This window comes from Clostridium sp. Marseille-P299, from assembly GCF_900078195.1.
Lineage (GTDB): Bacteria > Bacillota > Clostridia > Lachnospirales > Lachnospiraceae > Lachnoclostridium.
Window position 1 is genome coordinate 1,950,021 of sequence record NZ_FJVE01000007.1, and the last position, 26,875, is coordinate 1,976,895.

At 39.4% G+C, this 26,875-nt stretch carries 20 protein-coding genes and 1 pseudogene; all 21 read right to left on the reverse strand.

Features of this window, described 5'->3' with window-relative positions:
- Nucleotides 1–107: 107 nt before the first annotated feature.
- The gene (locus tag BN4220_RS16375; RefSeq protein ID WP_066718913.1) at nucleotides 108–467 is read right to left on the reverse strand and encodes an NUDIX hydrolase; all 360 of its coding nucleotides are present in this window, start codon (nucleotides 465–467) and stop codon (nucleotides 108–110) included.
- Between the two features lie 523 nt (nucleotides 468–990).
- Nucleotides 991–2,043, reverse strand: coding sequence for a hypothetical protein (locus tag BN4220_RS16380; RefSeq protein ID WP_066718915.1), 1,053 nt, complete (start codon nucleotides 2,041–2,043; stop codon nucleotides 991–993).
- 96 nt (nucleotides 2,044–2,139) lie between these two features.
- A complete protein-coding gene (locus BN4220_RS16385; protein WP_066718918.1) occupies nucleotides 2,140–5,172 on the reverse strand; it encodes a type I restriction endonuclease subunit R in 3,033 nt (1,010 codons plus the stop codon).
- A gap of 29 nt (nucleotides 5,173–5,201) precedes the next feature.
- The gene (locus BN4220_RS16390; protein ID WP_066718921.1) at nucleotides 5,202–5,534 is read right to left on the reverse strand and encodes a hypothetical protein; all 333 of its coding nucleotides are present in this window, start codon (nucleotides 5,532–5,534) and stop codon (nucleotides 5,202–5,204) included.
- 92 nt (nucleotides 5,535–5,626) lie between these two features.
- Complete coding sequence (locus BN4220_RS16395; RefSeq protein WP_066718924.1) at nucleotides 5,627–5,860, reverse strand: HTH-like domain-containing protein; 234 nt, start codon at nucleotides 5,858–5,860, stop codon at nucleotides 5,627–5,629.
- Between the two features lie 155 nt (nucleotides 5,861–6,015).
- A complete protein-coding gene (locus tag BN4220_RS16400) occupies nucleotides 6,016–6,609 on the reverse strand; it encodes a restriction endonuclease subunit S (RefSeq protein WP_148401757.1) in 594 nt (197 codons plus the stop codon).
- A 267-nt stretch (nucleotides 6,610–6,876) separates the two neighbouring features.
- Nucleotides 6,877–7,071 (reverse strand): hypothetical protein, encoded by a 195-nt coding sequence (locus BN4220_RS16405; protein WP_066718928.1) that lies wholly within the window; start codon nucleotides 7,069–7,071, stop codon nucleotides 6,877–6,879.
- A gap of 66 nt (nucleotides 7,072–7,137) precedes the next feature.
- A complete protein-coding gene (gene xerA, locus BN4220_RS16410; protein WP_066718930.1) occupies nucleotides 7,138–8,139 on the reverse strand; it encodes a site-specific tyrosine recombinase/integron integrase in 1,002 nt (333 codons plus the stop codon).
- 356 nt (nucleotides 8,140–8,495) lie between these two features.
- Nucleotides 8,496–8,663: a hypothetical protein gene (locus tag BN4220_RS20145; RefSeq protein ID WP_156476425.1), complete on the reverse strand. Its 168-nt coding sequence runs from the start codon at nucleotides 8,661–8,663 to the stop codon at nucleotides 8,496–8,498.
- Between the two features lie 25 nt (nucleotides 8,664–8,688).
- Nucleotides 8,689–9,864: a restriction endonuclease subunit S gene (locus BN4220_RS20550; RefSeq protein WP_066718932.1), complete on the reverse strand. Its 1,176-nt coding sequence runs from the start codon at nucleotides 9,862–9,864 to the stop codon at nucleotides 8,689–8,691.
- A gap of 231 nt (nucleotides 9,865–10,095) precedes the next feature.
- Entirely contained in the window at nucleotides 10,096–10,557 is a 462-nt protein-coding gene (locus tag BN4220_RS16420) for a hypothetical protein (protein ID WP_066718935.1), read from the reverse strand.
- 78 nt (nucleotides 10,558–10,635) lie between these two features.
- Nucleotides 10,636–11,565: pseudogene (locus tag BN4220_RS16425) on the reverse strand (N-6 DNA methylase); the annotation flags it as partial.
- 212 nt (nucleotides 11,566–11,777) lie between these two features.
- Entirely contained in the window at nucleotides 11,778–12,641 is an 864-nt protein-coding gene (locus BN4220_RS16430; protein WP_066718945.1) for a GIY-YIG nuclease family protein, read from the reverse strand.
- A gap of 25 nt (nucleotides 12,642–12,666) precedes the next feature.
- The gene (locus tag BN4220_RS20555) at nucleotides 12,667–13,374 is read right to left on the reverse strand and encodes a hypothetical protein (RefSeq protein ID WP_242867809.1); all 708 of its coding nucleotides are present in this window, start codon (nucleotides 13,372–13,374) and stop codon (nucleotides 12,667–12,669) included.
- Nucleotides 13,367–14,830 (reverse strand): PglZ domain-containing protein, encoded by a 1,464-nt coding sequence (locus BN4220_RS16445; protein WP_066718951.1) that lies wholly within the window; start codon nucleotides 14,828–14,830, stop codon nucleotides 13,367–13,369. The genes BN4220_RS20555 and BN4220_RS16445 overlap by 8 nt, the downstream gene beginning before the upstream one ends.
- A gap of 3 nt (nucleotides 14,831–14,833) precedes the next feature.
- Complete coding sequence (locus BN4220_RS16450; protein ID WP_066718953.1) at nucleotides 14,834–17,506, reverse strand: DEAD/DEAH box helicase; 2,673 nt, start codon at nucleotides 17,504–17,506, stop codon at nucleotides 14,834–14,836.
- 19 nt (nucleotides 17,507–17,525) lie between these two features.
- Nucleotides 17,526–20,075, reverse strand: a complete 2,550-nt coding sequence (locus BN4220_RS16455; protein WP_066718960.1) for a DNA methyltransferase — start codon at nucleotides 20,073–20,075, stop codon at nucleotides 17,526–17,528.
- Nucleotides 20,076–20,077: 2 nt separating this feature from the next.
- Nucleotides 20,078–23,770: a DUF6079 family protein gene (locus BN4220_RS16460; protein WP_082812355.1), complete on the reverse strand. Its 3,693-nt coding sequence runs from the start codon at nucleotides 23,768–23,770 to the stop codon at nucleotides 20,078–20,080.
- Nucleotides 23,767–24,207, reverse strand: a complete 441-nt coding sequence (gene brxF, locus BN4220_RS16465; protein WP_066718962.1) for a BREX-3 system P-loop-containing protein BrxF — start codon at nucleotides 24,205–24,207, stop codon at nucleotides 23,767–23,769. Before brxF ends, BN4220_RS16460 begins: the two co-directional genes overlap by 4 nt.
- 26 nt (nucleotides 24,208–24,233) lie before the next feature.
- Nucleotides 24,234–24,440: a helix-turn-helix domain-containing protein gene (locus BN4220_RS16470; RefSeq protein WP_066718964.1), complete on the reverse strand. Its 207-nt coding sequence runs from the start codon at nucleotides 24,438–24,440 to the stop codon at nucleotides 24,234–24,236.
- A 17-nt stretch (nucleotides 24,441–24,457) separates the two neighbouring features.
- A complete protein-coding gene (locus tag BN4220_RS16475) occupies nucleotides 24,458–26,818 on the reverse strand; it encodes an NACHT domain-containing protein (protein ID WP_066718968.1) in 2,361 nt (786 codons plus the stop codon).
- Nucleotides 26,819–26,875 lie beyond the last annotated feature (57 nt).

The following is a 26,875-nucleotide window of genomic DNA, read 5'->3' on the forward strand; positions in this document are numbered from 1 at the left end:
ACAATACCCCTATTTAAAGAAGTTTTAGATATTCAGTAACTTCATCATATTCATCCATTACGCTAGAAGTTTGTATTACATAGCTCCACACCTATACCCTTTTAGATTTAAACTACAAGTTTTCCATATTCATCAAGGACTGCTAAATCCCTTGCTTGCAGGAATTTTTGTTGTAATGTTTCATGTAACGAATTAAGTAAGCGTTCGTGAGCTTCTTCAATACTATACCAGTTGTAGCTTGTCATATTCTCTTCTTCATCTTCCGTCAACATTACCTCTGCCTGCTCACCTATTTTTTCTGTGACATAATAAAAAGATTCCTGTGTATAATCAAGGGCTCCCCTGTTTTCATATATGTAACCCAATTCTTTGATAATCCTACAAGAACACCCTGTTTCCTCTAGTATTTCTCTTCTTAATGCCTCCTCAAGACCTTCTCCATCTTCTATGCCGCCACCAGGGAACATATATATATTGTACTTCGCCTAGACATTAATGCTATTTTATCTTCCTCATTTTTTAATATCGTACGTACGGTACGACGAGGCTTTGATTCTGATATTATATCAGAGACGATGAAGCATTTATCTGTTAATGATTTGATTAATTTCATTTCTTACTTCTCGGATTTATCCATCTATCAAACAATTCAATTACATTCAACTCCATTATTGTTTTTGTTTGCTTTTTTATATAATGCATTATACATGATAATAATCCAAAAGCCCGCACAATTATACTCATCAGATAATATGCAAGCTTTTCATTTAGACTATCCTTTGTACTTGTCTTTACAGGTGTAAAATATACTTACTTCGAAGTATTGGTGGTATGAGTGCTGGAAGAAAAACATCTTATATAAATGCTGAATGGCAATTGCTATTCACTATCAACTCTTACAATTATGATGGATTTTCTCAGCTCTTCGAAAGTGTTTTTCATCTTTATTTGGAATTCCATTACAACTTTTATCTATTTCTATCTCTTATTTCATTCACTAAATTTATTATTTATCCTAACAAGTGCCCCGTTAGGTAAAGATACACTATCTATGTTTATATTTTTTACATTACATATATGATCAATCATATTTTTCACAAACTCTTTTTCACTCTGTTCACTCTTTATATTGTAAATATCAATTAATATTTGTAATGCTTGTTCGTCTTTTAAATATCGATATAAACCACTTCCCATTCTTATCACATCTGGTTTTTTGGGGTTATAATAATACTTCCAGAACATCATTTTCTCTGCTTCATCCTTTGATAACTCAATACGATAATAAGGATCTGCAGTTAGTGTGCCCTCTTGTTCCTCATCACCTTCATAAGCATTACTAACAAGAAATACAGCAAAAATAATTCGATCCTCTTCTCTCATATCCTTGGTTCTAGTTGTTAGAATGGCTACCATATTTCTTGAAATTTCTCGGAATTTTCTCGATTCACCCTTCCTTACACCATTATTATTAAAACCAGCCATTACAACCCAGTTACGCATCATTTGAGATTCGTAGCAAACATACCCCTCCCCATCACATTGTTCATCTAATTCTTTTCTTGTGATTTTTCCAGAATAATATTGTTTGCATGGACATTCTTCTTGACTACACCAATCTCGTTTAGCGCGTTCTATATTATATTGGATAAGTTTATCTGAGCAAGGTTTACGATATCCAAGTAATGTGTCGGTTTCTCCACCATTACAGTAATTACATTTAATTGCAATATTATTTCTATCCAAGTGTCTTTTAGCAGTTACTTTGACCTTCATCTTATCTATCTCTTGTACATAAATACTATTTAGTTTTTCTTGTTTATCTTTTTGAAGATTCTCCTTAAATACCTTAATTTCTTCATTAAGCGTAACTTGTAAAGAGGAGTTTTGAAGAACTAGATAATTTTCAAAAGCTGCTGGGTATTGAAACATTTTTATACCATAAATATTGTTAAACTTAATCTTAATATTATCATCGCTTTGATCGATAACTTCACCAATACCAAATACTTTATGTATAACACCATTTCCAATCAACTGCATACAACTACCCTCTTTCATCATATAGTTTCTTTACACCCATTTCGCTAGTATATCAGTTTGTATCAGTTAATTTAATGTTTATTACATCTGATTTTCCTAGCTTACACACATACTTTGACTCATCAGCTCTGCCTGCTTAATCACAATATCAAGTGCTCCAGCCGCTTGTTCTGGAGGATATTTATATTTCCTAAGCAATCTCTTGACTTGTGTTCTCATATAAGCTCTTGCAGACTCTTTCTTATCCCAATCAACTGTCCTATTTTTTCGTATCAATTCAGTTAACTCCTGTGCCATTTCCACAAGCACTTGATCTTCCATATTCTCAAGAACTTTAGGATCTGCAGCCAATGCATCATAAAATGCAACTTCCTCTAAGGTCAATCCTTTTGCATCACCCGCATGATAGGATTCCGACATTTCTTGGGATAGTTTTAAGAGCTCCTCAATGACCTCAACACTTGTAATTAAACGATTGTTATACTTTTTCATCAGTTCTTGCATCTTCTCAGAAAATAATTTTGACTTAACAACACCAGTTCTTGCAATTACCTTAATATTATCTTCTAATAATTTGCGTAGTAATTCAGCAGCAATGTTCTTATGCTTCATACGTCGTATCTGTTCCATATATTCATCAGATAATATGGATATTTCGGGATTTTTCTTACCAGCCTCTGCAAAAATATTATACATGCCATCCTCTGTGATAGCCTGCTCTAATAAATTAGTAATTCTTGAATTAATTTCATTGGTTGTAATCTTTCCATTCCCTGCAACTTTGCATAGTCCCGCTTTAATACTCTTAAAGAATTCAATTTCTTGTTTTAATTGCGCTGTTAACATACTTCTACATAAAGTTTCAGCCTGACTTAATGCAGTTGCTTCACGGATATAGATTTTCTTTTCTTCCTCTTCAAATGCAAAGGCAAATTCCAAACCATTGGTTAAAGTTTGATAACGTTCGCGGTCTGATGTTCCAAAAAATCTTGTATAATCAAAACCATAGAAACAATCACGCATGATTTCTAATTTCTCTAGAGCAATCCCATACGCTTGACTTAAGTCCGGTATCTTATCCTGATCTCGCTTTGTATATTGATTCAGTGCATTCTTTAAATCCGCTGCCATTCCGATATAATCAACAATCAATCCAGCTTCTTTATCTTTATAAACGCGATTAACTCTTGCAATCGCTTGCATTAAATTGTGGCCCTTCATGGGCTTATCTATGTACATCGTAGCCATGGATGGAACATCAAAACCGGTTAACCACATATCGACAACAATTGCTATTTTAAACGGGCTATTAATGTCTTTAAAATCGTAACCCAATTGTTTTCGATATTCTTTTGTGCCAGTTAAATCATTCCAGTCCTCTTCATCCTTATTACTATCCGTAAGAACTACTTTTATTTTATCATCCCAATTTGGCCGTTTCTCTAAAATGATTCGATAAAGATCAATTGCAATTCGTCTTGTCATACAGACAATCATAGCTTTTCCAGTTAAAACATACTGACGATCCTCATAATGCGCTATGATATCATCTGCAAGCATCGTAAGACGTTCTTTGGAGCCGATAATGGATTCAATAGTAGAAAGATCCTGCTTTGATTTTTCAATTGCAACATAATTGGTTTCTTCTCGTAGTAATTCATATTCCTTATCAATCTGTTTTAAAATATTCTCATCAATCTTTAGTTTAGCCGTTCGATTTTCATAATAAATAGGAACCGTTGCACCATCTTCTACTGCCTGAGTCATATCATAAACATCGATATATTCACCAAACACTTCTGTTGTAGATTTGTCATCAAAATTAATTGGGGTTCCAGTAAATCCAATAAACGTTGCGTTAGGAAGTGCATCTCTCATATACTTTGCCATTCCATACTTCCATTTACCGGTTGTACGATCTAGCGTTCCTTCCAATCCATACTGCGAACGATGTGCCTCATCTGCCATGAATATAACATTACTACGTTCTGTTAAAACTTCCGTGCCTTCTTCAAATTTCTGAATTGTTGTAAATATAATTCCACCAGCTTTTACTTTCAACAATTCTTTTAAATGTTCTCTACTTTGTGCCTGTTTTGGTTCTTGACGTAATAATAATTTTGAACTAGCACAAAACGTACCAAAGAGCTGACTATCTAAATCATTTCGGTCGGTCAAAACAACAATCGTTGGATTTGAAAACTGTGGATTCGTTACAAATAATCCTGCATAAAACACCATGGAAAGACTCTTTCCACTCCCTTGCGTATGCCAAACAACACCGACCTTTTTATCATTTTTCTCAATGGCTTGCTGCGTTCTTAACGCTGCCTTACGTACTGCAAAATACTGATGATATCCAGAAAGTATCTTTACCGTCTTACCATTGATTTCTTGAAAAACAATGAAATTACGAATGATATCCAACAAACGTTCTTTTGGTAACACCCCATGTAATAAAACATCTAAGTAATGTAGCTGTTCATTTACTGGAGATTCCCCATTGATAGATTTCCATGCCATGTATCTTGTAAAATCTGATGTTATCGTACCAAGTCTAGCATCGAAACCATCCGATATAATGTTAAAAGCATTGTATTGAAATAAACTCGGGATATCGAGTTGATAATTCTTAATTTGATTATAAGCATCCTCTATGGAGGTTTCCTCATTTACCATGTTTTTTAATTCAAAAAGTACGGTAGGTATACCATTAATAAATACAACTAAATCTGGCCGTTTATGCTTTCGCTCAATTACTGTAAATTGGTTGATCACAGTAAAAGTATTTTTAAGTGGTTCATTAAAATCAATCAGTTTTACTTGATATGTCTTGTTTTCATCACCATCACGATAAGCAATTGGAACGCCTTCAATTAAATACTTATGAAAAGTCGCATTTAACTCTTCTAATTTAACCAGACCTAAATTCTTAATCATCTGAAATGCTTGTTCAACAATATCATGCGTAATGGATGGATTAATACGAAACATCGCTTCTTCAAACAACTCAGTGATTAATACTTCATGATAATCCCTTTCTAAATCAGGACCGTACTGATAATCATAACCAAGGTTTTGAAGTTCCTCGATAACTATTTGTTCTAGTGTATTTTCATTAAATGCCATGAAATCACCCCTTTATCATTTATTTTCATCTATAGCTTCTTTAGTAAAATAGGCTTTTTACCTTTAAAAGTTAGTATATTCTCATTTACAAGTATTGCAGCAATAGCAGATGCATGTCGAGGTGATAGCATTTTAAAATTATCTCGTATAAACATACCTAATCCATTCGGCATAGGGTTATCCATACTTGCACCAAGAGGATACCATTCATCAATATTAATAAAAAAGCCATCTAAAATTCTTTGGATACAACTTTTCTCTAAGGTGAATTTTAATTTAGCCCACTCTATCATCCATTCCTCTTCAGAAACAGTATATGTTATCAACTTTCCATTCCCACTCAACGGTAATACTGATTTCATTAGTCCTCTCCTTTATATTCAACGTGTTAGATCAATGAAGAAAAAGCAACGCTTTTTTGAGTCTATGGTAATCTAAATCCCAATTTTGTTTACTACATATACTCTTCTTTGACTTCCACATATTTAGCAAGTTTTATTCCTTTATTAATCTCAGCAAAGTAAGATTCATTCATATCCGCCACTTTAAGTATCTCTTTTGGTGTATATCCATTACCTCTGATTTCTTTTGCATACTTGATTCCAAACAGATGAATCATTGCAACTTTTTCTGTATTAGTAGATTCATACATTTGTCTCAATTCATTTCCCAACTCAATAATCGTCATCTCTATCATCCCTCCTATTCATATTATTTTGTATCCCAATTTTACTTACTATAGTGTCATAACCATATAAATTATATCGCTTTCCTTAACAATCGAGAAAACATTACATGTTTCTATATCTACTACGGTATATTTTTTGCTTGCTCATTTTTCTACTAAATTAATACTGTTTCACCATTCATTAACATAGGCAACAACGTATCTCTCAGAATTTGTAGCTTATTATTATTTACCGTAGTACAAACCATACTATCTAACATTGGATTAACAATCTCAGAAAACTCGTTGGCTTTATTTTCATCATATACAAATTCAAAATCTAATGTATCCTTAGGCTTACATCTTTGTCTACTATTTGTTGATCCCGTAGCAATAGACGCTATATAATCCATGAATCTATTGCTATTCAGTAAGGCATAAACATATCCTCTGTGACTTTCAGATGTTTTATAAATCATAAACTCTGTTGAACAAACTGCATTATCGGTTAAAACTGCTGGATACCATAATCTTTTAGTCATTGGATTTAATTTAGATAATAAAATGTCTCCCTTACTTACTAAATACTTATTACTTTTTATATCATCTCCAACATTAAATGTAGGGAAATTACACTGGTCGAAGGCAGGTATACTATAATGCTCATATACTGTTTCACCTTGAGGCATTATACTCTTTGTTGAAATCCCTGTAATTTCGCTTAGCTTTATATATTTTCCGTTTTCATTGCTAAAATGCTCGGCGTACAACGCCTCAATAAGCTTGACTAAATTCGCATTTAGTTTATGTAATTACTTGTTGATCCATACAATCTGAAATCGAAATTATTTCCACACCCAAACGATTCATATACTCTTTTGAGTATGACGCTCCACATCGAAACTTCCACGAGCAACCGTAGTCAAGATAAAACTTCTTTGCTTCTTCAAACTCAGTATCTACATATCCTTTTCGTTAAGAGCAAACAGAGCATTTATCATCATACAACATAATAAAATTCTCCTCTTACTTAAACTCTACGCCCTCCCCCCTTGGCACCTTGGGCATTTTCTTTGAAAGATATCTGAACCATTTGCTTTATATTTAAAATCACATTTTAAACATTGCATTTCATAGAACCATTGGCCATAATCAGTACCTCTCTCTTCAGTTCGTCCATTATTTCTTTGACTATTACGATTGATGTATCCGTTCTCCGTAGATTTTCCCATTCCAGACCCCTACATGTTCATATCGCTTTTATATTCATTCTTTTATGTACTCGGATAGAACTTATTCTACCCGATATATTTTTTATGAGCCAACTTTACATTATTTTGATTTACTATGGCATAATGCATTGTAGTATCTATTTTAGCATGTCCTAATAACTTCTGTACTTGCTCTATAGGCATTCCCTTCTCTATTGCAGAAGTAGCTAATGTTCTTCTAAATTTATGTGGGTGAACGCCCTTTACCCTAGACGAACCACCCAACCGTCTCAAACAACATTGGACTCCACCAATTTTTAATCTATTGTATGGGAACTTATTACTTACAAATAAAGCCGTATTCTCATCCGTTCGAGTTTTTAAATAATCGGATAAATGAACTTTGGTTTTTGCATCAAAATATACTACTCTTTCTTTATTCCCTTTGCCAAATACAATGCATTCTCTATTATTAAAGTCCATATCTGATATATTAAGTTTTACTAACTCACCAACACGCATTCCTGTAGAATTTAAAAGATCAACTAATGCTAAGTCTCTAATATTAGCACATTTATCACGAAGTATTTCTATGTTTTCATCAGTAAAAGTAGTTTTTATTATTTTATCTTCCTTCACTTTATGAATCCGCCTAACAGGGCTTTTCGTTATATAATCTTCATTTTCCATCCAAGTAAAGAAACTAGAAAAAATTCTCCGTACATTATCTAATGTTACCTTACTTACCTTATTATCATTCTGATACTTTGCTAGATACGCCCTTATATCTTCTGTATTGATATCCAATATTAATTTATGGTTGTACTTAAAAAACTGTTTTAAGGTCGCTTCATAATATATAATTGTTTGTGTAGAGCAACCTTCAATCTTTTTCGAAGATGTGTACATTTCCAAGTACTTATTATTAAGATTGTCCTCATTACCTTCTACCTTTTGATAATCCTTCTTCTGAATCAAATCATAATAAAATAATGTTGCATTTAATACATCGTTTAATTTTTTAAGTTGATTTAAGGATAGTTCCGAGTCTAGTTGGTTACATACACTTTGTATTACCTCTTGTTTCATTGAATAATACCTCATTTCGTTTCTTTAAAGTATCGACAATGAAACATTTGCTTAATTCTAATGTTGAATTGTATATTGTTTAAGTTTTCAACCACCCAATAACACGAGTTAAACCAACTCAATCCTATAGCATATGATAACTAGTTGACATATCTTTATTTAATGGAAACTCAAATTCTTACATATCGAGAATATTTGTTTTTAATATCACCAATAAGACTTTACAATGTAAAAGAAAAAAGATAATTCTTAAGTTGAATAGCCTTACATTTAATCTTAATTCAACGCGTAGTGTCACCGAAGAGAAAACACAGATTTTTTAGGTCTGCTTGTAACCTAAATCCCAATTTTACTTACTATAGTGTCATAGCCTTATAAAGTATATCGCTTTCCCTAGCAATCGAGAAAACAGTACATGTTTCCATATCTACTATCGTATATTTCTTTGCTTGCTCATTTATCTCCTGTACTAATACTGTTTCTCCATTTGTAAGAACTACTACATCATTTCTTTGATATTTCATACTACAGCTTCTCCCTATTTTTTTATTAGACGAATACTTCTACTTCTGACAAATCAATGTCACCTGACATAAGTTTAGGCAACAATATATCTCTCAGATCCATTAATCTCTGTTTTTCCTCTTCTAGTATCTCTTGCTGCTTAAATAAAGACATACAAAGCATATTAAATTCTTTTAATACTATTTCATCTGGGATAATTGCTTCAATATTCTTCATAATTGTCCCTGATACTTCTTTAAATGTGGAACCAGAAGCCATATTCTCAATCTTTTCTAAATTATATTTCAAAAAGTAATATATATAGGCAGTACCAATATTCTCATTTGGAACAACTGACTTAAACCCTTGATTTGTTGTTACCTCGTTTTTTGCTATTGCTATATAACCTATAGGCGCTCTTGAACTAAATAAAACTGTTCCAGCAGGCATCACCTTTGCACTACTTTTTTGCAATCCTAATTCTGTAATATCGATATCCCCGCGTTCAATAAATTTATTTTTATTATTAGATAGATCCTTAGGGGTGATCCATGGAATACCACTTTCACAATAGTACTCATCTTTTGACTTAGAAGGAGTACTTCCTCCCACCACAGCTCCAAGATCCACTATTGTTCCTTTTATCCAGCTTTCTTGATGTTCATCAATAAAGAACTTCTTATATAAAACTAAGCCCATCTCTTCTAAATTCGCATTTAACTTATTATTAACCTTAATTTTTTCATCTATATAGCAAAGAATTGTGGCAATTTTTCTTTGTTCGTCTAACTCTGGAAAATCAAACTCCATATTAGCAATTAGATCAGTCTGAACTCTTTGTCTTCCACTAGTTCCAGTCATTGATTTAATAGCAATATCTCTGAATTCATGTGTATTAATAAAATAATAAAGGAACTGTGAATCAGAGACTCCTAACTTACCTCTAAATACAATGTACTCGGTTGATCCGAATCCGACCTCTCCCTCATCTAAAATATCTACGTACCCACCTTTTCCATTTTCAAGACATGGTGTTATACGCGCCATTAAAGTGTCACCATTTTGAAACTTTGTACCACCATTATATTTTTCAATTGAATAGCTTTTTATAGATTTACCAAATATAGGTAAATCCGTCATAGCTATCTTCTTTGCTAATTGCCCTTTTTTTAAAGTTAATCGAGGATTAATTTCGCAAAAATCACTTAATTTCATTCGCATGTTGTCACCTATCCATTTAATATATGTTTCTTTATTTCTAGTAAGCTAAAATCTCATTAATTTCTTTCTGATATAATCATCCAATGATTCCATTAATTTTAGATTCATTACTTTTTTAGTATTCTAAAATTAAGTTATAAGCCATCGTAACATTTTCATCCCATCCCGAAAAAGTAAAATAGTAATTAGAATTTACAGGACGTTTGAACGGATCCAATGATGGATTCTCTCTTATATCTCTTTATAGAAATAGGTTTCAAGTATATATAAGGCTGCAAGAGCATTAAACGTATTACCTAAATTTGCTTCCTTTTCATTATCATTTGTAAGTCTTGCGTGCTTAACTTTATTATATGAACGCCACCATGACGGCGAAGTAGTAGTAGTCCATTCTTTCCACGGAGCTAACTTGAAATTATGGTTATCTCTCAACTTTATTTCAGCATCTACGAAACCTTCCCATCTAGGAATCAATCGTTCTGCATACCAAAGAATGTTACTTCTAGATACAGGGTTACCTATGAAGTCACATATTAATTTACATTGTACATCAATTTCAGAACAAATTGTTTGAAACTGCTTTACTAATTCATTTGAATAAGTGTTGAAGTTATGCTCATCAAATGATACAAAGTTCTCATACTCAAAAAAGTTTCTTTCTAACATAAGATAATACTTCCAGCATTTTGACATAAAAACTCTTCTATCTATTTCTCTCTCCTACTTTCTTATTTAGCATAATGATGATTTGCTTATCATACATTCTTAAATTTACACCTCAAATCCAATACTCGCCAACGCTTTACGTATCTTTTCTTCTAACTCACGTGACTCTTTAAACTGCTTACTTATTTCACTTGTAAGTTGCTCCATCTTTTCTTCAAAAGGAATACCATCATCTTCTACTTCTTCAATTCCTACATAGCGGCCTGGAGTTAAAACGTAATCATTCTCTGATATTTCATCGATTGTTGCAACTTTACAAAATCCCTGAACATCCTCATATCCATCATCATTTCTCCAAGAATGATAGGTGTTCGCAATTTTCATGATATCTTCTTCGCTCAACTCGCGCACTCTTCGATCAATCATATGTCCAAGGTTTCTCGCATCAATGAATAACACTTTATTTTCTGTGGTTTTTGACTTACCTTTTCGCATAATCCATAAGCAAACTGGGATACCCGTTGAATAAAATAACTGACCTGGCATAGCTACAATGCATTCCACAACGTCACTTCGTAACATATTTGCACGAATTGTACCCTCGTTCGAAGTATTCGAGCTTAAAGAACCGTTTGCAAGTACAGTTCCACATACACCTCCTGCAGGGTTTAAATGATGTAACATGTGCTGCAACCAAGCATAGTTTGCATTTCCAACTGGTGGAGTTCCATATTTCCATCTAACATCTTCCTGTAATCGCTCACCACCCCAGTCTGAGATATTAAATGGTGGGTTTGCTAAGATAAAGTCTGCCTTAAGCGCTTTGTGTAAGTCCTCGTGAAAAGAATCTGCATTATGGAGTCCTAAATCAGCATCGATTTGTCTTAATGCAAGGTTCATTTTAGCCAATTTCCAAGTGGTTGGGTTACTCTCCTGACCGTATACTGAAATGTTTCGAATATTACCCTGATGTTCCTTTACAAACTTCGCTGATTGACAGAACATACCACCGCTACCGCAGGCAGGGTCTATCAAGACGCTATGTTTGATACAAAGAAAAAAGCCTTCTCCGGTGTGAAAATACCGAAAAAGGCTTGATTTTGCTGGACTTTCACGGTAGTTGCCGTCTGTGGAAGCCCAGCATTTATTCTATTGTCAGTGTTTTTCACCCGCCTCGGACGGTGCCGGAGGTCGTTCCGACAGACCCGGTAAAGGTAAAATTAAAAAGTATGCCAAAATTAAAAGGTTTAGTCCACCGTTGCGCTGTCCTCAATTTCCTTAAGGGTACGGCCATCTTTGGTTTTCCATGTGCGTGGACCGCTTGCACTATAACCAAGTACAAAATCAGCAGCTGCGGAGGAACTGGAGAACAGGATATCTTCCGTGGTGGTCATGTTTTCAACTTTGCCATCTGCAAAAATCTTGTCTCGGAGTTCCTTCATTCCGGCACTAAGTGATTTTGCTGATGTTTTTTCATTCACCACGGCTCCCTTAAGAACCACGAATCCCTCAGAAGTCACCATGCCGGTGGCAGATGTGCTACCGATGTTAATGAACAATTCTTCCTCTTCGGAGGTAGTGGTATCAGAGCCAGTTTGCAGCAGCGGATCTAAAACTTTATAGCCCAACGCATTTATAAGAATTTTGACATTATCAACGAACTCTTCCATTACTGCAACTTGGGACTCTTTCATTACCGTATTGCGATATGTATTCTTTGTCAGTACCACATAACGCTTACAGCTTCTCGCAATCTCGACAAAGCGATTTTCAAGGTATCTGATAAGAGCCTTGTTAAGGTCTCTACCTACAAAAATTACAGCAGTGTTCCAGTAATACTTTTCTTTTTCAGACTGGTAATCACGCAGATGCTGCACGAGGCGCTCTTTTACATTTTCAGCCTCGCCAATATAAACAGAATCAGTGCCATCATCCTCTTTGCAAAACAAGAAGTAAACACCCGCTTGGATAATATCGTCACGACTACATGCAGCCACTTCGATGCGAGGAATCTTTATGGCCTTGCCATTCCAATTGGATAATTCCGCTGTTATTAAACTGTCAGCTGTACCATTTACAAGGAACAGCTCTATTGATTTTCCGTATGCCATCAGAGAAACCCCCTTGCTTAATCATTTAGTCATTCAAGAAGATAGATAATTCTCCTCCGAAATTGTTCATTGCAAATCTGCCGTCCTCAAACAAAGTTTCCTTTTCCATTTTGTATTCAAACGGGAAAAGATATGTGGACGAATTGATGTCAGTAAAAGTGTAGTAACCACTATCGTCAACAAGCATCATAGCGTACACCATGAATGCGACGATTTTCGGATTACTCACTCTATGCGTATTCACATGGTATTTACCCGGCTTATCGCATACCATTACATCAAACGCCTTCAATGTAGCAACCAGCTTATCAATGGAATGGAACAGCGTTGTACGCTCACCCCACTCATCAAATAATTTCTGTTTAAGCTGGGCCAGAGTGATTTCATCCTGAAATTCCGACATCTTACCGATAAGCTTGCACATATCTACAAAAACAGGATATGCCGCCATCATCATGCACCAGTGGATCACCAAATCGTATTCTGGATACGCCTTGATAAGTTCCAGAGCTGGTTCCTTGATTTTGCCAGACAGCTCATTATCATAAACCCAGATGTTCATAAGGATTTCTCTGGTCTTACGAGTGTTTGTAGGACTCTCAATTTCAAAGCTCAAATACTCATTCAATTGGTCCTTTATTTCTTGTTCTGTATGTCCCTCTAAAACCAGTTCGACGACCTTATTCAGCCATTGAAGTTTCAGGTTTCGGGACAATCCTACCATTTTAGCCATTCTTCTGTACCGCCTTTATTTTAATGAAAGGTACAACCACCTCATCCAACGTGATGCCGCCATGCGTCATTACATCGTCACCCTTGGCGTCAAAAGAATCGCCAACATCACAAATCAGGTAATCATATTCCTTTGGGAGATAATATTTCGGATATTCGACAAGTCCGTGCTTTTCAATCAGTCCGGCCTTGTCAGCAAAGTCCTTCAGTGCCACCATTCTACGACTCTTTGTTTCTACTTCAACACCGGTTCCCATAAGTTTTCCAAGGCCGGTGCAGGTAGTGTTGCCGTGGTCTGCTGTAATATATACATCATATCCAGCAGAAATGAAACGCTGCGTCATCTCCAGTAATTTTTTCTGATTCGCCAACACGGTGATGTCATTGAACATTCCGAGTCGGCCTTGTGTTTGTGCGTGAACCATATCGTCCACATCATTTATGATTACGGCTCCGCATCTTACGAAGGAACCGAACTGCGCATCATAGCCTCGCTCATAACCAATCTGCGTATCGGAATAGCCGAGGTCCTTTGCACACTTTACAAACTCTGTTTTCTCCTTGCTCTGCTTCCACGGCTCCAGCAGCTGACTTGGATATTTACCGGACAGCAGACACTGTCGGGAAACAGAGGTGGTGCTTGGTATCATCGCAAACATCGATGACTTTTCATACGGCAGGCCCGCAAACGAACTGGAGATAATCTTCCAGTCAAATTCAGACATACCGTCCATGATGATCACGACGAACTTATCGCTGTGGCCGTGCATATAGTCCATTGCTTTGCTGACCAGCACCGGTGATGCCTTGTCAATATTCTGTGATAACTTTCCGAACTGCTCCAGTGCATATTGTTGGAACAGCCGGTTAATTTCTTGCGTGTCAACATCAACATCGTATTGAACTGCCATTACGTCCAGTTGAGCCTTTTCCTCTGCGATGGAAAACCAATCGCTGTATCGTGAGATACTTTTGGCCTTTTCAATAAGACCATTGGCTGTTTTCTTCAAATATGCCTTCACATTAGCTCTGGCATAAACCTTCAATCGCAGGAACATTTCTGTATCATGCTTTTGTCGAAGGTCGTCGTAATTTGTAGGATAGACTGCGCACAGCAAGTCAAGACCAGCCTTATCCATATCCTTCAACATTGTCGGATGCAGTTTCGGGAACAGCCTCTCCAACGAAACCATATAGGCAGAAAGTCTGCGACGCACATCGTAAGGAATGTACTGCTCGGTGTGGGCAATAACAGCCATTTTCTCACCGGGAGTTTTCAGTTTCTCCTCGTACTCAATTCTGAAGGCAAGATCGTCAGTGTATCTTACGATTTCAAAACCATGTGCAGAGAACGCAGATATATAATTCGCTCGGCTGTTCAGATTCTCGTCATCCAGAAGCAGGATTTTATCTGTGTATTGCGCAGAAGATTTCTCAAACACATAGTCTCCGAACATCGCTTACGCCTCCAATCTTACAAGAATCATCAAGCGGAAGTCAGGATAAATCTGGCTTCCTTTTTTATATTCGGCCTCAATAGAAGCCTTCTCTCGTGCCAGTTTTGCCAGTCTGGAACGACAGATATTTTCAATTCCAATATGTCCTGCTGCCTCTTCACGGAGCTTCAGGGCATACATATACTTGTTGTAGCTTTCCTGATTGATCTGAATCTGCTTCTCTTTCAATTCAACGAAAGTGTCATAAGCAAAGTCCATACTCAGCTTTTCGAGCTGCTGGTATTCTGCCTCTGTAATATTCGGTGCAGCGCCCACAGTCAAACCGCTGGTACCATCAAGGAAAACATCCATGATACGCTTTCCGGCCATCGGACGAAGCAGGAAGTTTTCATTGACGAAAATCGGAATAATGCGCTTTCCACTTTTTTCTTCAGAGATGGATAATTCCCACAGCATAAAATAACCAGCCTCATTCGGAAAGTTCTTGATGTCGACAGACATCAGCTGCGAGGTCTTGTCCTGCATGATTTCAGTACGCAGGTGCTGGATGATTTCCTCATCGTTAATGCCGATGCGGTCAATCAGCTGAATATCACGGCCCTTCCAGCTTTCATAGTAGGCCAACATCTGTCTGAGTGCAGCGTCAACATCAAAACTGGACTCTGTGCCGACAAGCCGTGTCAAGTCTTTCTCCTCACGGATAATATTCTTGTACTTCTGAGCATTGGCTACCTGCTGTTTTACTTCTGACTCAACCGGATACATATTGCGCTCTACAGAAGAAGGTCTTCCGATGGAATTCATGTAAACTTCGTTGAAGTCCAGCTCGGCCACTTCACTGTCCAGAACGTCGGAATACTTATCAACGCCCAGCTCTTTGAAGATGACAGAGAGCTTCTGCTCCAGCACTTCACGGACACGGTTCTCAACCGTATCGCCAACAATAAAATTATAAATGTGAACATCGCGCTGCTGACCAATACGATCTGCACGGCCACAACGCTGCTCGATTTTCATCGGGTTCCACGGCAGGTCATAGTTGATGATAATATTGGAAAACTGCAAGTTCAGACCTTCTCCACCAGCATCTGTGGAAATAAAGATGCTAGTCTTGGTCTTGAACTCCTGTAGCGCTTCATTGCGCTCATCGATATTCATACTACCGTTAAGCACGGAAACAGTAAAGCCTCTATTCTCAAGAAGCTGCTGCAGATACTTCTGTGTGGCAACAAACTCAGTGAAAATAATAATCTTCTGGTTCCGGTCTTCGCTGAGGATTTCGTCAATGGTGTCTACAAGGCGCTCCACCTTCACATCAGGGTGCTGGAACTCGGCCTGTTTTGCCACAGCAATAATATGCTCTAGCTCTGCAATTTCCTCAGACAGATTGAGGGACATTGCTTCGAGTGCTTCAGCAACATCGTCCTCAATTTCCATTTCAGCCAGATCCGCTTCGTTCAGAGAACCAATGCGTATATTCTGAGATTTCAACGCCTCCAAGCGGCGCTCAAGGCTCTGGCGCACTGCTGCCGTACTGCTGGTTACCATGCGCTGCATGATAATCAACAGGAAAATAAGGCACATATTCTTTTTGCGATTACGCTTCGCTTTGTCATAGGTAGTTGAAACATAGGAGCTGACCAACTTATACAATTCTCGCTGGAATGTGTGACGCTCGTCCCACTGCAGCTCTACAAGGTGCGTGATGCGATTCTTAAATAGCAAATTGCCGTTGTTATCGATGGCCTCACGCTTTTCTGTACGAATCAGGTACGGAGCCACCTGTTCCTTTACGATAGACTTGGAGTTAGGAAATGCATCTTCATCCAGCAGTCGCACAAGGCGCAGGAACGGCTCAGTCTTGCCGTTGTGAGGTGTTGCAGACAGAAGCAACAGATATGGGCTTGCCTGCGATAGCAAATAACCCAGCTTATATCTGGCAACCTCACCGGATGAACCGGCAACACGGTGGGCCTCATCAATGATAATAAGGTCCCAGCCACTGTTGATGATGGAATAGATGCGTTCCTCGTTATATTTTTCCACACGCTCATCCGTCCAACCAGCGTGTTTTTCGATAGGCTTGATGGAATCCATCGGGGAGATGACTTGGTCATACTGGCCATAGACATCATCTGCGTCCGTCAAGCGTCGAATGGTGTCGTAATCTGACGGTAGAATCACATGAAATTTCTCGTGGAACTTCTCCTGCATTTCCGATGCCCACTGCGTAACCAAACCGGTCGGGCAGACAACCAGAACACGCTGCACAAGACCACGGCTCTTTAATTCCTTGATGATCATACCGGCCTCGATGGTTTTACCGAGACCAACTTCGTCAGCAAGTATGTAACGAATATTGTTCGTCTCCATTGCACGGTTCAGCACATGAAGCTGATGCGGCAGCGGGATGACTCCGCTTGTCAGCGCAGACAGAAAGCCACCAGCGGTCTCGTTTTTGATTTTTGAGAGCAATGTCACATAGCGTAGGTAGTTCTCATCGTACTGGATCGTATTGCCGCTTGTATTCAATTGTTCTTCCGTTGCCTTATACACACGGCCCGTAGCAGGATTGAAAACCTTGTAGGAAGTATATCCCCACATTTCAATTCTCTCCAGTATCTGCACATTGGCGCTAGCTACTGTATCAAAAGCGAAATCGCCGGTATTTAGCATTCTGTACACCTTCTTTTGTTTATACTCTGCTTAAGCTGATATCGTAGTACATCAGCAGGTTTGCGTCCTCCTGAATGGTCTTCTCAGGCAGGCGCTCTGCGATAGTAACAATCGCCTGATAGTTCTTGTCCTTCCAGAGGCGAGAGAAGCCGACACGGATAGCTTCCGAACGGAACAGTTTCAGCTTACCCTTGGAATTCATATAACCTTCAAATTCCTTCCACAGCTTCTTCTCACGCAGTTTGGCCACATCGCCTTCTTTGGTGGTATCCGGGATGTACCAGCGGCCCTTTTCATCCTGCAAGAAGTTTTCTTCCAGTAGAACAGACAGTTCAGGCATAGCCTCGAACTTATCAACGGATTTTACTTCCTGCATGAACTTAGGCTGCAATTCAGCGTAGGTCTGAGGACCGCCAAACTCATCACTCAGCTGCTGATACAACCAAGAGATAGCGGTCTTTTCATTAGTGACGAACAAGCTGAACTGAATATTTTCGACATCATTTTTAATTCTTGCTGTGTCATATTCATTAACTTGGTCAGCCAAGAAATACATACCATCACGCTTAACAAACTTCTCATCAAGTCCACGATAGAAATCAACCGAATCCAACGGAACCGGAATACCGTTCATAATATGATAAGCTACCATACGGTCAAATAACAAATATGCCTGACGCTCTGCAATTAGTTCAATTTTATCGTTACTAATAACAACAACCGGTATATTCTCCAAGTGTTGTCTGACAAAATCCCACGCTGTAGTCTCGGTTCCCGCATTTTGGAAAAAGCGCTTTTTAAAGCTTTCCTTCGGCTTATAAGCAGAAATAACCAAGTCCTGCTTTACAGCATTTACAGTTGTTACCTGCTTAAAGCTGCTGCCTTGCTTATCAAGAGTACGAACGTCCGCAACGATGAATCCAGATTTCTGTAGTGCTTCTTGAATTGCATTCCAAACGGCATTTTTTGAATTGTGGAATTCTACTGTCATCCAGCGATTTGGTTTCAACACTCTGTAATACTCAGAAAAACACTGAGTCATAAGATGTTGATATTCAGGTAAGGCTTTTCCAACAGCTGTATTGACAATAGCCTCATATTTACTGTTTGTCACCACTCTCAGCCATGCTTCCCAAAGGAAACTCAATTCAGAGTAATTCAAATTATCGCCGAATGGAGGATCTGTGAAAATATAGTCGCATGAATTGTCCGGTATAAGCAACTGAGTAGTTGATCCTGTAGAAATGTTACATACATTTCCTGTGTTCATTTTCAGCGCCTCAGCAAACTTTTTGACTTTCCCTTCATAGGCATTAAAAGGATTAGCCTCACAAATCATCGACGAAACATACATTGTTCCGCTTAATGGATTATACGGGAAGGATACCTGCGGACGGAAACGATTCATTTTGCTGATGTTGATAATCTGGCTTGTAAACATGATTTTCAGCAAATCAGCATTTTCTGCCTTTTCAATCAAATCAAAAAGTTTTGCTAATACATATAGCGTTCTCTTGTAGAAAAAGTGATGAACATGGGTCAAGCCGATCTTATCATTTCTTCGGCTCTCACGCCCCTCACACAATCTGTCAGTTGGGAACCAATATGGTATGGCCAACGCATCAATTCTACCTAATACTTCCAAGTCATACTCATCGGGTTTCTTATCATATCGCTTGTTACCATACTGATAATTGATAAGAACAGGCTTCTGTTTAATAATGTCGATTGTTTTGTTGAGCGCAGCATCAAATACTGGAGTAAATGCTTTCTCGCAATCACCTTTTTTCAGTTTGACTTGACACTTCGGACAAATAAAGTTGTCACTAACTTTTCCGCTTTTAGGATCAGCTGCGGCATTATAAAAAACAATTTCTTCGCCACAATGAGGGCAAATCAAAACATCCGACCAAACGGTATAATTGACAGTTCCCTTACAATCAACAAGAAGTCGTCCTGCAATCTCCTCATCAGGATTTGTTTCAAACATCCATGCACATTCTTTATAAGCCTCACGCATAATGCTTGTCGCTTCTTCTGTAAATGCTGTAACATCAGCATCAGCATTATAGTTCTGTGCAATAAAAGTAGCTGCTGGAGAAAGATCATTTAAAATAGGAAATCTTTTTCCCCAACGAACATACGGCATATCTGCCTCAATCTTTGCTCTGAAAATCGCTTCAGGGTGAGCACACATATTGGCCGCAACGCCAGTCATGCCAGTACCGCAAAATCCATCCAAAACGATATCATTAGGATTTGTGTAATGCAGAATGTATCGCATAATGGCCTTATAAGGAACCTTCGTGTGATAAGTGTGAGCATTATATATTGCATCACTCTTTCCTTCACTTACATCCGCAGCGAAAGGCTCTCTATGATAGTCGTCGGTCTCCTCATCGTAAGGAGTTCCATTTTCACGAAGATACTCCTCGATGAAAGGATTCGGACAAGCTGTATAATAAGGTGGATTAGATAGGGAAATAATGTTCTCGTCCTCGGCTATAGGAAATCCCTCTATATGTCGGACCTTATCGAGGTCCGCTTTCGTTAGTTTTCTCGGTTCCATTTTTAAACCTCACTTTCTTTGCGCTTCACAACGATACGCAGTTTACCAGCATCCTTGCCTTTGGTGTAGGAAGAAATCAGCTCGTTTACCTTTGCCTTGAAGGACGCTTCATCCATAGGCGGCATCTGCTCCAATTTTGCCATCAGATCGTCGGTGTCGATAACCACCGGTTCAAAGCCTTTCAACAGTGCGTTGATTGCCTTAACAAAGAAGTCATCCACACGGTTCGGCAGAGTGCCGCTGGCGATAAAATCATCGATTGCTTGCTGCTGTTCTGCAGACAGGAACTTCTTCTGGCTTGCCACAATCGGGTCAGAGATGGTATCCAGCAGAGTTTTAGTCCACTCAGCCAGCAAATCATCAATGCGAATTTCCAGATTGTCCAGCACACCGTAGACATTCTTTACCTTATCGTCGAGGTGGTAACGGCAGTGAGGACAAATGTGAGTAGATTTCAGTTCTTCCGGTGTCAGCTCGTAGCAAACCTTGATACCAGACATTTCAGTTTCGATATCAGTCAGCTTGGCAGCAGACAGGATTTCAATGGAGCGCAGCTTGCGCAGGCTGGCCAGCGCACGGCCTTCCTGAATCTTTCCTCTGCGCTGGGCATCGGTGATGTCCAGTCTCTTCTTTTTGTGGTTTTCAAAATAGATGTCGATGTATTTTGCCTTCACCTTAGAAAGGATTACATCAACCTTCTGGGCAGCAGTTTCGCCGGAAACACCGTCCATGATGCTATCACGGATGGAACGGAATTCAGCCTTTGCTGCGTCCAATTCGGCTTTGAATGCTTCGCCCAAATCAATATACTCAATATTTGCGATATAAGAAACGATGTCAGCGCAGCCGGACTTGAAGTCCAAGAACTGCGGAATCTTCATCATCTGCGCAATCTGACCGGCCAGTGTATCAACTTGCTCCATAGAGAGACTGAAATTATTCAGCTTGGCAGGAGTATTGAACTTCGCCTGATAGTTGCTGAATTCGTCTCTTACGGCGGTGCAAGCCTTCTGCAGCATCATTACTTCTGCTGCGTTTGCCAGAGGCTCGCCCCACAGGTCGAAGCTGTTGTTCAGCTTATTTGCAGCAAGCACCGCAGAGTTTGCCAGCTCCTGTGCCTTGGAAAGCAGCTGGGCCACACCTTTTTCACGGTCGTTCGGATTGTCCAACAGCGCAGGATTGATATCCAGCACTTCAAACAACTTCTTCAGCTCGGCCATAGAAATCTGAGCCGGTCTGGACAGGTACTTAAATTCGTACAAGTCCATAACGCTGGTCTTCGGAATCTGGTCCAGATTGGAAGCTGTGATGGTCTTTCCGTCCTTAGTGGTAATAACAGCATATCCGCCATATACCATAGACAAGAAGATGATAGGCGTAAAGATGAACTCAATCTTGAATTTCTTGTCAATGTACATCTCCATAAAACGAGGCTGGAAGATGTCAGAGTAGTTCAGAACACCCTGCGGCGGCAGCTGACGAATCTGGTCAATGTAGTAAGCCGCATACTTGGAGCCTTCCGGACGAATCTTGTCTCCATCCAGAATACCGAAGCTCTGAAGCATCAGGGTGGACTGCTGAGTCTTTCTGCCTGCAAAATGGTCGAAAGCTGCACGAGCGCAGTCAGCCATATTGCGGCGGGTAATCTTTGTCTTCATAACCGGGAAGTCCGGGTACTTGGTACAGAAATACTCATCAAAGCACAGAGAAGCTGCAAGGTCGATAGTGTCCTTAAAGGTCATATCACGGTTATAACGGCCTCTCAGAACTTCGATCATCTGGCGCTTTTGGCCCTTGTGCAGCACATCGAAGCAAGTGTTCTTGTTTTCGCTCAGATACTTGATCAGGCGCTTGCGGAGCATATTTACCTTGTTCAGGTATGCGTCCTTATCCTTGCCTTCACTAATCTGTGCGAGGCTCTGTGCAGCAGCATAGAGACCCATGAATTCACGGAACTCGTCAGAAGACTTGAAGTACAGGTATACTTCGTCAGGGAGATTCTGCACACGACTGCCGTTTTCGTCATACGGAGGCATGATGTGGATGTAGAAATCACGCTCCGGCTGTGCAGTGCTACGCTCTCCCGGCAGGCCCATAAACAGGTAACCTTCACGGAAGATGCTATGGGAATCCCAGTTCAGGTCATATTCGTAAATATTGAAGTTGGTAACATACTGCTTTGCATCCCACTCCAAGCAGCGATACACAACATCATAGAAATAGCGGTTCAGTTCACCGTCTGCCATGATGGAAGCCTTCTGCTTAATCTTCTCGTCATAGTCAACGACCTTATCCACGTCGATGTAATACTGGCTGTTTGCATCGTTGTAAATAATGAACTGGCCGGAAACGGTGGTCATAATATCACGCAGCGTGGTCTTTACCAGAGACAACAGGAAGTCAGCATCCTCTTCCGGCATCGGCAGATGCAAGCAGAGATCGTCTTTCATATTCTCGGCAGTCAAACCAAACTGCACATCCAGACCGTTGGTGGTAAGTCTGTGTACGCTCAGGGCATAGATAATCTTTGTCGCCAGAGGCTTATACGCAGGCTTAGGGAATGCACGGTTGATGATATCTTCCAGCTGCTGGCTGGCATTCACAACACGGCTAATGGTCACATCACTCTTCAGTAGGCCATTGGACTTGATTGCAGGCCAATAATCATCGAAGGAAATGATGCCCGGTGCATTCTGAGGAACCTCGGTATTAAAAATGCCCTTGATGGTCACCGAGATATTCTTCAGGATGTGGCGGTTCTCTATCAAATAAATTTTATTAAATACATCAATATAAGAAGGGTGAATCGGGAACAGGTCCACGAATTCCTCCAGACGGGAAGACATACCGGTATAAAGGCCGCAGAACTGTTCGAGGTGCTTGCGAATCATCGCTTTCTGCTCTGGTGTCTTCTTCAAAATACGCTCGGACACAACATAGGAAGTAGCTTCCTTTGTAATGATGAGCTGGGTAAAACGGTCACTAACATGTTTCAGAGTATCGGCAACAAAGCTGAATCGCGGATTGTCGAAAATCTTCTCCTGCATACCAAAAACGACACGCAGCTTGGACTTGGAACACATTTCACCGAGTGCACGGAAAAACTCAAGATCGAGAACGATTTCTCTCTCATCACGGGAAGACAGATAAGAAAGGAACTCATCGACAATAATCAGATAGCCCTTGTCCGGGTATTTTTCGTAAAAGGCCATCATCATTTCCTGAATAACGGTCTTCAGGCTCTTAACGCTACCATAGTCAGGAATTTCATAGTCAATGCCACGGTTGTCGAAGTCCTCCTGAATATAACCCATGATGACATCATACAAAGGCATGACAACGCCGCCAATCTCGATGCGCAGAACTTCAAATTTACCTGCGATTGGCTCCATCTGTTTTGCGAATTTATGATTCTGCAAATACTGCAGGTTATCTGCATCCGTTGCGATAGCAGAAATAACAGACATAAGGTGAGATTTACCGGTACCATAGTTACCGACAACAAGAACGCCTTTATTATCTACCACTTCATCCATCTGCAGCTGATCAATCAACGGAGCCTGCAGAGCATCCGCCATCGTATCGGACATAACATAGGTTTTTACATATTCACGAGCCTTATCCTTATTTCCAGCCGTTACAAGCTGGATAACATCTTCAATTGGATTGAAGCTTATCAATTGAGAATATTTCATGGTTTTCTTCCTCCTTGGATGATGCATGTCACATCATATTCTTCTACGCTGAATGTTTTGAAATCCGGGTAGCCATCCTCAGCGTAGAACAGCCTGCCATCCTCACATTTTCCGGGCCAGATGATACTGAACGGCTTTCTCTTACATGCATCTACCATGATTTTCAGTACATCTACTTTGTAATCCGGGTTAAACATCACATCAAAATCTTTTATCACCGCATTGTCCGGCAGTGTTTTCAGGATTTCCTCAAAGCAAGCGGCTAATCGCATTGTTCGTCGCTTTGGCTTCAATGCAGATAGTTTCTCGGCCAGAGCATGATTCAGCGGCACTGCACTATCAACCGTTGCTTTGTCTGGGCAACAATATATTATTGGCTTTAGTAGTCCTGCGTATTCCAAGCCGGACACCGAGCGGGAATGAATAATTTTGCCCATTTTCGGTCTCCTTCTATATAAAAGAATTATTTGTCTGCATCTGCGCTTTCACCGCTGTGAATCCACGAATCAACTTCTGATACTTTAAATTTATACTGTCGTCCCACTTTATAATATGGGATTGTTTCTTTTTTAATCCAGCCACGGATAGTGTCCTTGCTTACTCCCAAATGCTTTGAGATTTCCTCAAGACTAAACCATCTTTCCAGTTCTGCTGTTTTATTTGCTTCCATGTGGCACCTCGCTCCTATTAAAAATCATCATCGTCCAGTTCATTTGCGTGTTCGTACTTTTCTTTCAACTGCTGATAATACTTGCCAACATCATCATAAATCTTACGAGCCGGACATGTATCCTTCTCCCAGAACGCCTTCATCGCAGGATATTTATCTGGTTCAGTAAGACCGAACTCGTACTTGAAAGCGTAAATATAACCGAATTCGACAGGATTACCATCCTCGTCAAGAACCAATCGTTCTCCAAGATTGGACTCTTTAAACTTCTCTGGGTCCTTAACAAATTCTTCAGGGACACGCATCAGAGGCATGATGACTGTATTTCCACTACCGCCACCACCTCTTAAAAGCTCCCCATAAAGCCTTTCACAAATCAAATCATCGTACATTAAGTCAGTTCCGGGCTTTTCTGTTTTAAACTGCAGATCAGCACCAATAACTTTCAAAATCAATGACAGAATCACCGAAGACGGAGAATTCTCATAACGAATCATTCCATGACGCTCATGAATGTTATATTTTGCTTTTGCATCTTCAATAACATCATCTCTGTAGATTTGGTATACCCAGAAATCGTATCCCTTTGTCAGGAACAGCCAGTATTTATCCTCGTCACCTTCATTATCATAGATTGAGGCCAAAAACGGCATGATGATAAAGCGCTCAACTTTGTCCTGCGCAAGGTCATACAGCATATCGAATGCACTGCCCTCATCAAAGAGAATCTGGTCTGCCGTATCAATATAGCTGCCCAGCTTCATCAGCGTGGTATCATCCTGACGGGAGTAGTAATCTGCAAAGAAATACTCCTGAAAAGATCTATGCAGAAAATGATAATTCTGGCCTTCCTCATACATAAGGCAAGCGCTGTGGCACACATCAAATAGGAAGTTGTCCAGTTTCATCATGTCTGGGTCCATACGGGACAAAGATTTCAACTTACCAAAATACCCATCAAATTTTCCATGACTAAACTCATAATCGCCTTTTCGGTAAGACTTAGCGCAGAATTCTCGGAACACCAAAGTAAAATCAGACGGATCCTTTACGCTATGGAATACTCTCTTATATGCCAGCTTGTCAGAATCGTGTCTTTGCAACAGTGTCTGATATGCCTGATCGTAGAACAAATACTTCTTTTCAGGAACATCTGCAAAACGATGATAGCTCATCAGCATCAGGGTCAGAAGCAGTGGATTGGTTACGAACTCTGCATGGCTTTTGAAGTAATCACTGACAAGGCGGTCACGGAACTGCTGTTTCAGCTTCGGCTCTTCAGGACAATACTCCAGACGATCAATCAATTCTAATGCCTGATCGTTATTAAACGGCATAATGAACAACACCGTAAATCGTGATAACTCCACAAAGGAGGAAAACTTTCGTGTAGACATCACATACTGATTTTTAGGATGTCTGTCTATAAGTGCATCGAGCTGGCGCTGGAATGCGTCCATATCACTGGCCTTAATTTCATCGAGACCGTCCAACAACAGCTGACACTTACCTTCATCCATGAGCTTATGAACATGCGCTGCTGAAAAGGTAATATCAAATCTATGTACAGAGTCAACGACCACATTAAATAGGTCACTGTTATCCTGCCCAAACTCTCTCAATGTTACGAGAATTGGAAGTTTTCCGGTCTGCGCATACTTTCCAATAGATGTGAGGAACAGGTGGCGCATCATCATAGACTTGCCAATACCGCCCATACCAACCAGCATTGTGAAGGATGATGTCTTTTCCAGCTTTTCAAGTGTGACATTTTCAATTTTCATATCATCCCGAAGGCGATGATATCTTGCTGGCACCCTACTAATAGTATTACATACAAAAAATTCTTCAAACAGGCGTTCCTCTGATGAATAGAGGAGCGTCTTTAATTTTGAGTATTTTCCCTGTGACTTAGTCACATAATCCGGAAAATCCTTAACCTTCAAATATTGAACATAGATTTCTTTGACTATATCGTCTGCTTCGCCGTTTCCTCTGGCAATAGCACCGAACTGCTTCGTCAGTGCAGCAGAAAATGCAAATTTATCAGCAACACCTTTCTCATCCAGATCTATCCCAAATGCAGCCAGCAAATCGGAAAGAACTTCTTCATTCAGCTTTGAGGATACAGCTCTTGAAAAGCGAGTTTCATCATATACCTCCGCAACTTTCGCCCACAATTCTGCTTTCGGTTCTCTTTCTCCTTTGAACCACTTACGAAACAGATCATCAGAGAAAACAAGCTCAATTTTTGCGAAATCACCCAGTGCAGTTGCTACAAAGAACTCTGCTATAGAGGGCTGCGATGCTTTTCCTTTGATGCCGCATTTAGATTTAGTTGTCGAGTAAAAAGGAGCGCAAAAATCACTTAACTTCATTCAGTATCCTCCCTGTTTATCTTCTGTCCATCTTGTCCGGAATTTGTCCTGTATTGT

Excerpts from the sequence above, each read along its gene's own strand:
- BN4220_RS16375 (WP_066718913.1), bottom strand. The coding sequence starts at position 467 with ATGTTCCCTGGTGGCGGCATAGAAGATGGAGAAGGTCTTGAGGAGGCA.
- BN4220_RS16380 (WP_066718915.1), bottom strand. The coding sequence starts at position 2,043 with ATGCAGTTGATTGGAAATGGTGTTATACATAAAGTATTTGGTATTGGT.
- BN4220_RS16385 (WP_066718918.1), bottom strand. The coding sequence starts at position 5,172 with ATGGCATTTAATGAAAATACACTAGAACAAATAGTTATCGAGGAACTT.
- BN4220_RS16390 (WP_066718921.1), bottom strand. The coding sequence starts at position 5,534 with ATGAAATCAGTATTACCGTTGAGTGGGAATGGAAAGTTGATAACATAT.
- BN4220_RS16395 (WP_066718924.1), bottom strand. The coding sequence starts at position 5,860 with ATGACGATTATTGAGTTGGGAAATGAATTGAGACAAATGTATGAATCT.
- BN4220_RS16405 (WP_066718928.1), bottom strand. The coding sequence starts at position 7,071 with ATGGGAAAATCTACGGAGAACGGATACATCAATCGTAATAGTCAAAGA.
- xerA (WP_066718930.1), bottom strand. The coding sequence starts at position 8,139 with ATGAAACAAGAGGTAATACAAAGTGTATGTAACCAACTAGACTCGGAA.
- BN4220_RS20145 (WP_156476425.1), bottom strand. The coding sequence starts at position 8,663 with ATGAAATATCAAAGAAATGATGTAGTAGTTCTTACAAATGGAGAAACA.
- BN4220_RS20550 (WP_066718932.1), bottom strand. The coding sequence starts at position 9,864 with ATGCGAATGAAATTAAGTGATTTTTGCGAAATTAATCCTCGATTAACT.
- BN4220_RS16420 (WP_066718935.1), bottom strand. The coding sequence starts at position 10,557 with ATGTCAAAATGCTGGAAGTATTATCTTATGTTAGAAAGAAACTTTTTT.
- BN4220_RS16430 (WP_066718945.1), bottom strand. The coding sequence starts at position 12,641 with ATGGCATACGGAAAATCAATAGAGCTGTTCCTTGTAAATGGTACAGCT.
- BN4220_RS20555 (WP_242867809.1), bottom strand. The coding sequence starts at position 13,374 with ATGGCTAAAATGGTAGGATTGTCCCGAAACCTGAAACTTCAATGGCTG.
- BN4220_RS16445 (WP_066718951.1), bottom strand. The coding sequence starts at position 14,830 with ATGTTCGGAGACTATGTGTTTGAGAAATCTTCTGCGCAATACACAGAT.
- BN4220_RS16450 (WP_066718953.1), bottom strand. The coding sequence starts at position 17,506 with ATGCTAAATACCGGCGATTTCGCTTTTGATACAGTAGCTAGCGCCAAT.
- BN4220_RS16455 (WP_066718960.1), bottom strand. The coding sequence starts at position 20,075 with ATGGAACCGAGAAAACTAACGAAAGCGGACCTCGATAAGGTCCGACAT.
- BN4220_RS16460 (WP_082812355.1), bottom strand. The coding sequence starts at position 23,770 with ATGAAATATTCTCAATTGATAAGCTTCAATCCAATTGAAGATGTTATC.
- brxF (WP_066718962.1), bottom strand. The coding sequence starts at position 24,207 with ATGGGCAAAATTATTCATTCCCGCTCGGTGTCCGGCTTGGAATACGCA.
- BN4220_RS16470 (WP_066718964.1), bottom strand. The coding sequence starts at position 24,440 with ATGGAAGCAAATAAAACAGCAGAACTGGAAAGATGGTTTAGTCTTGAG.
- BN4220_RS16475 (WP_066718968.1), bottom strand. The coding sequence starts at position 26,818 with ATGAAGTTAAGTGATTTTTGCGCTCCTTTTTACTCGACAACTAAATCT.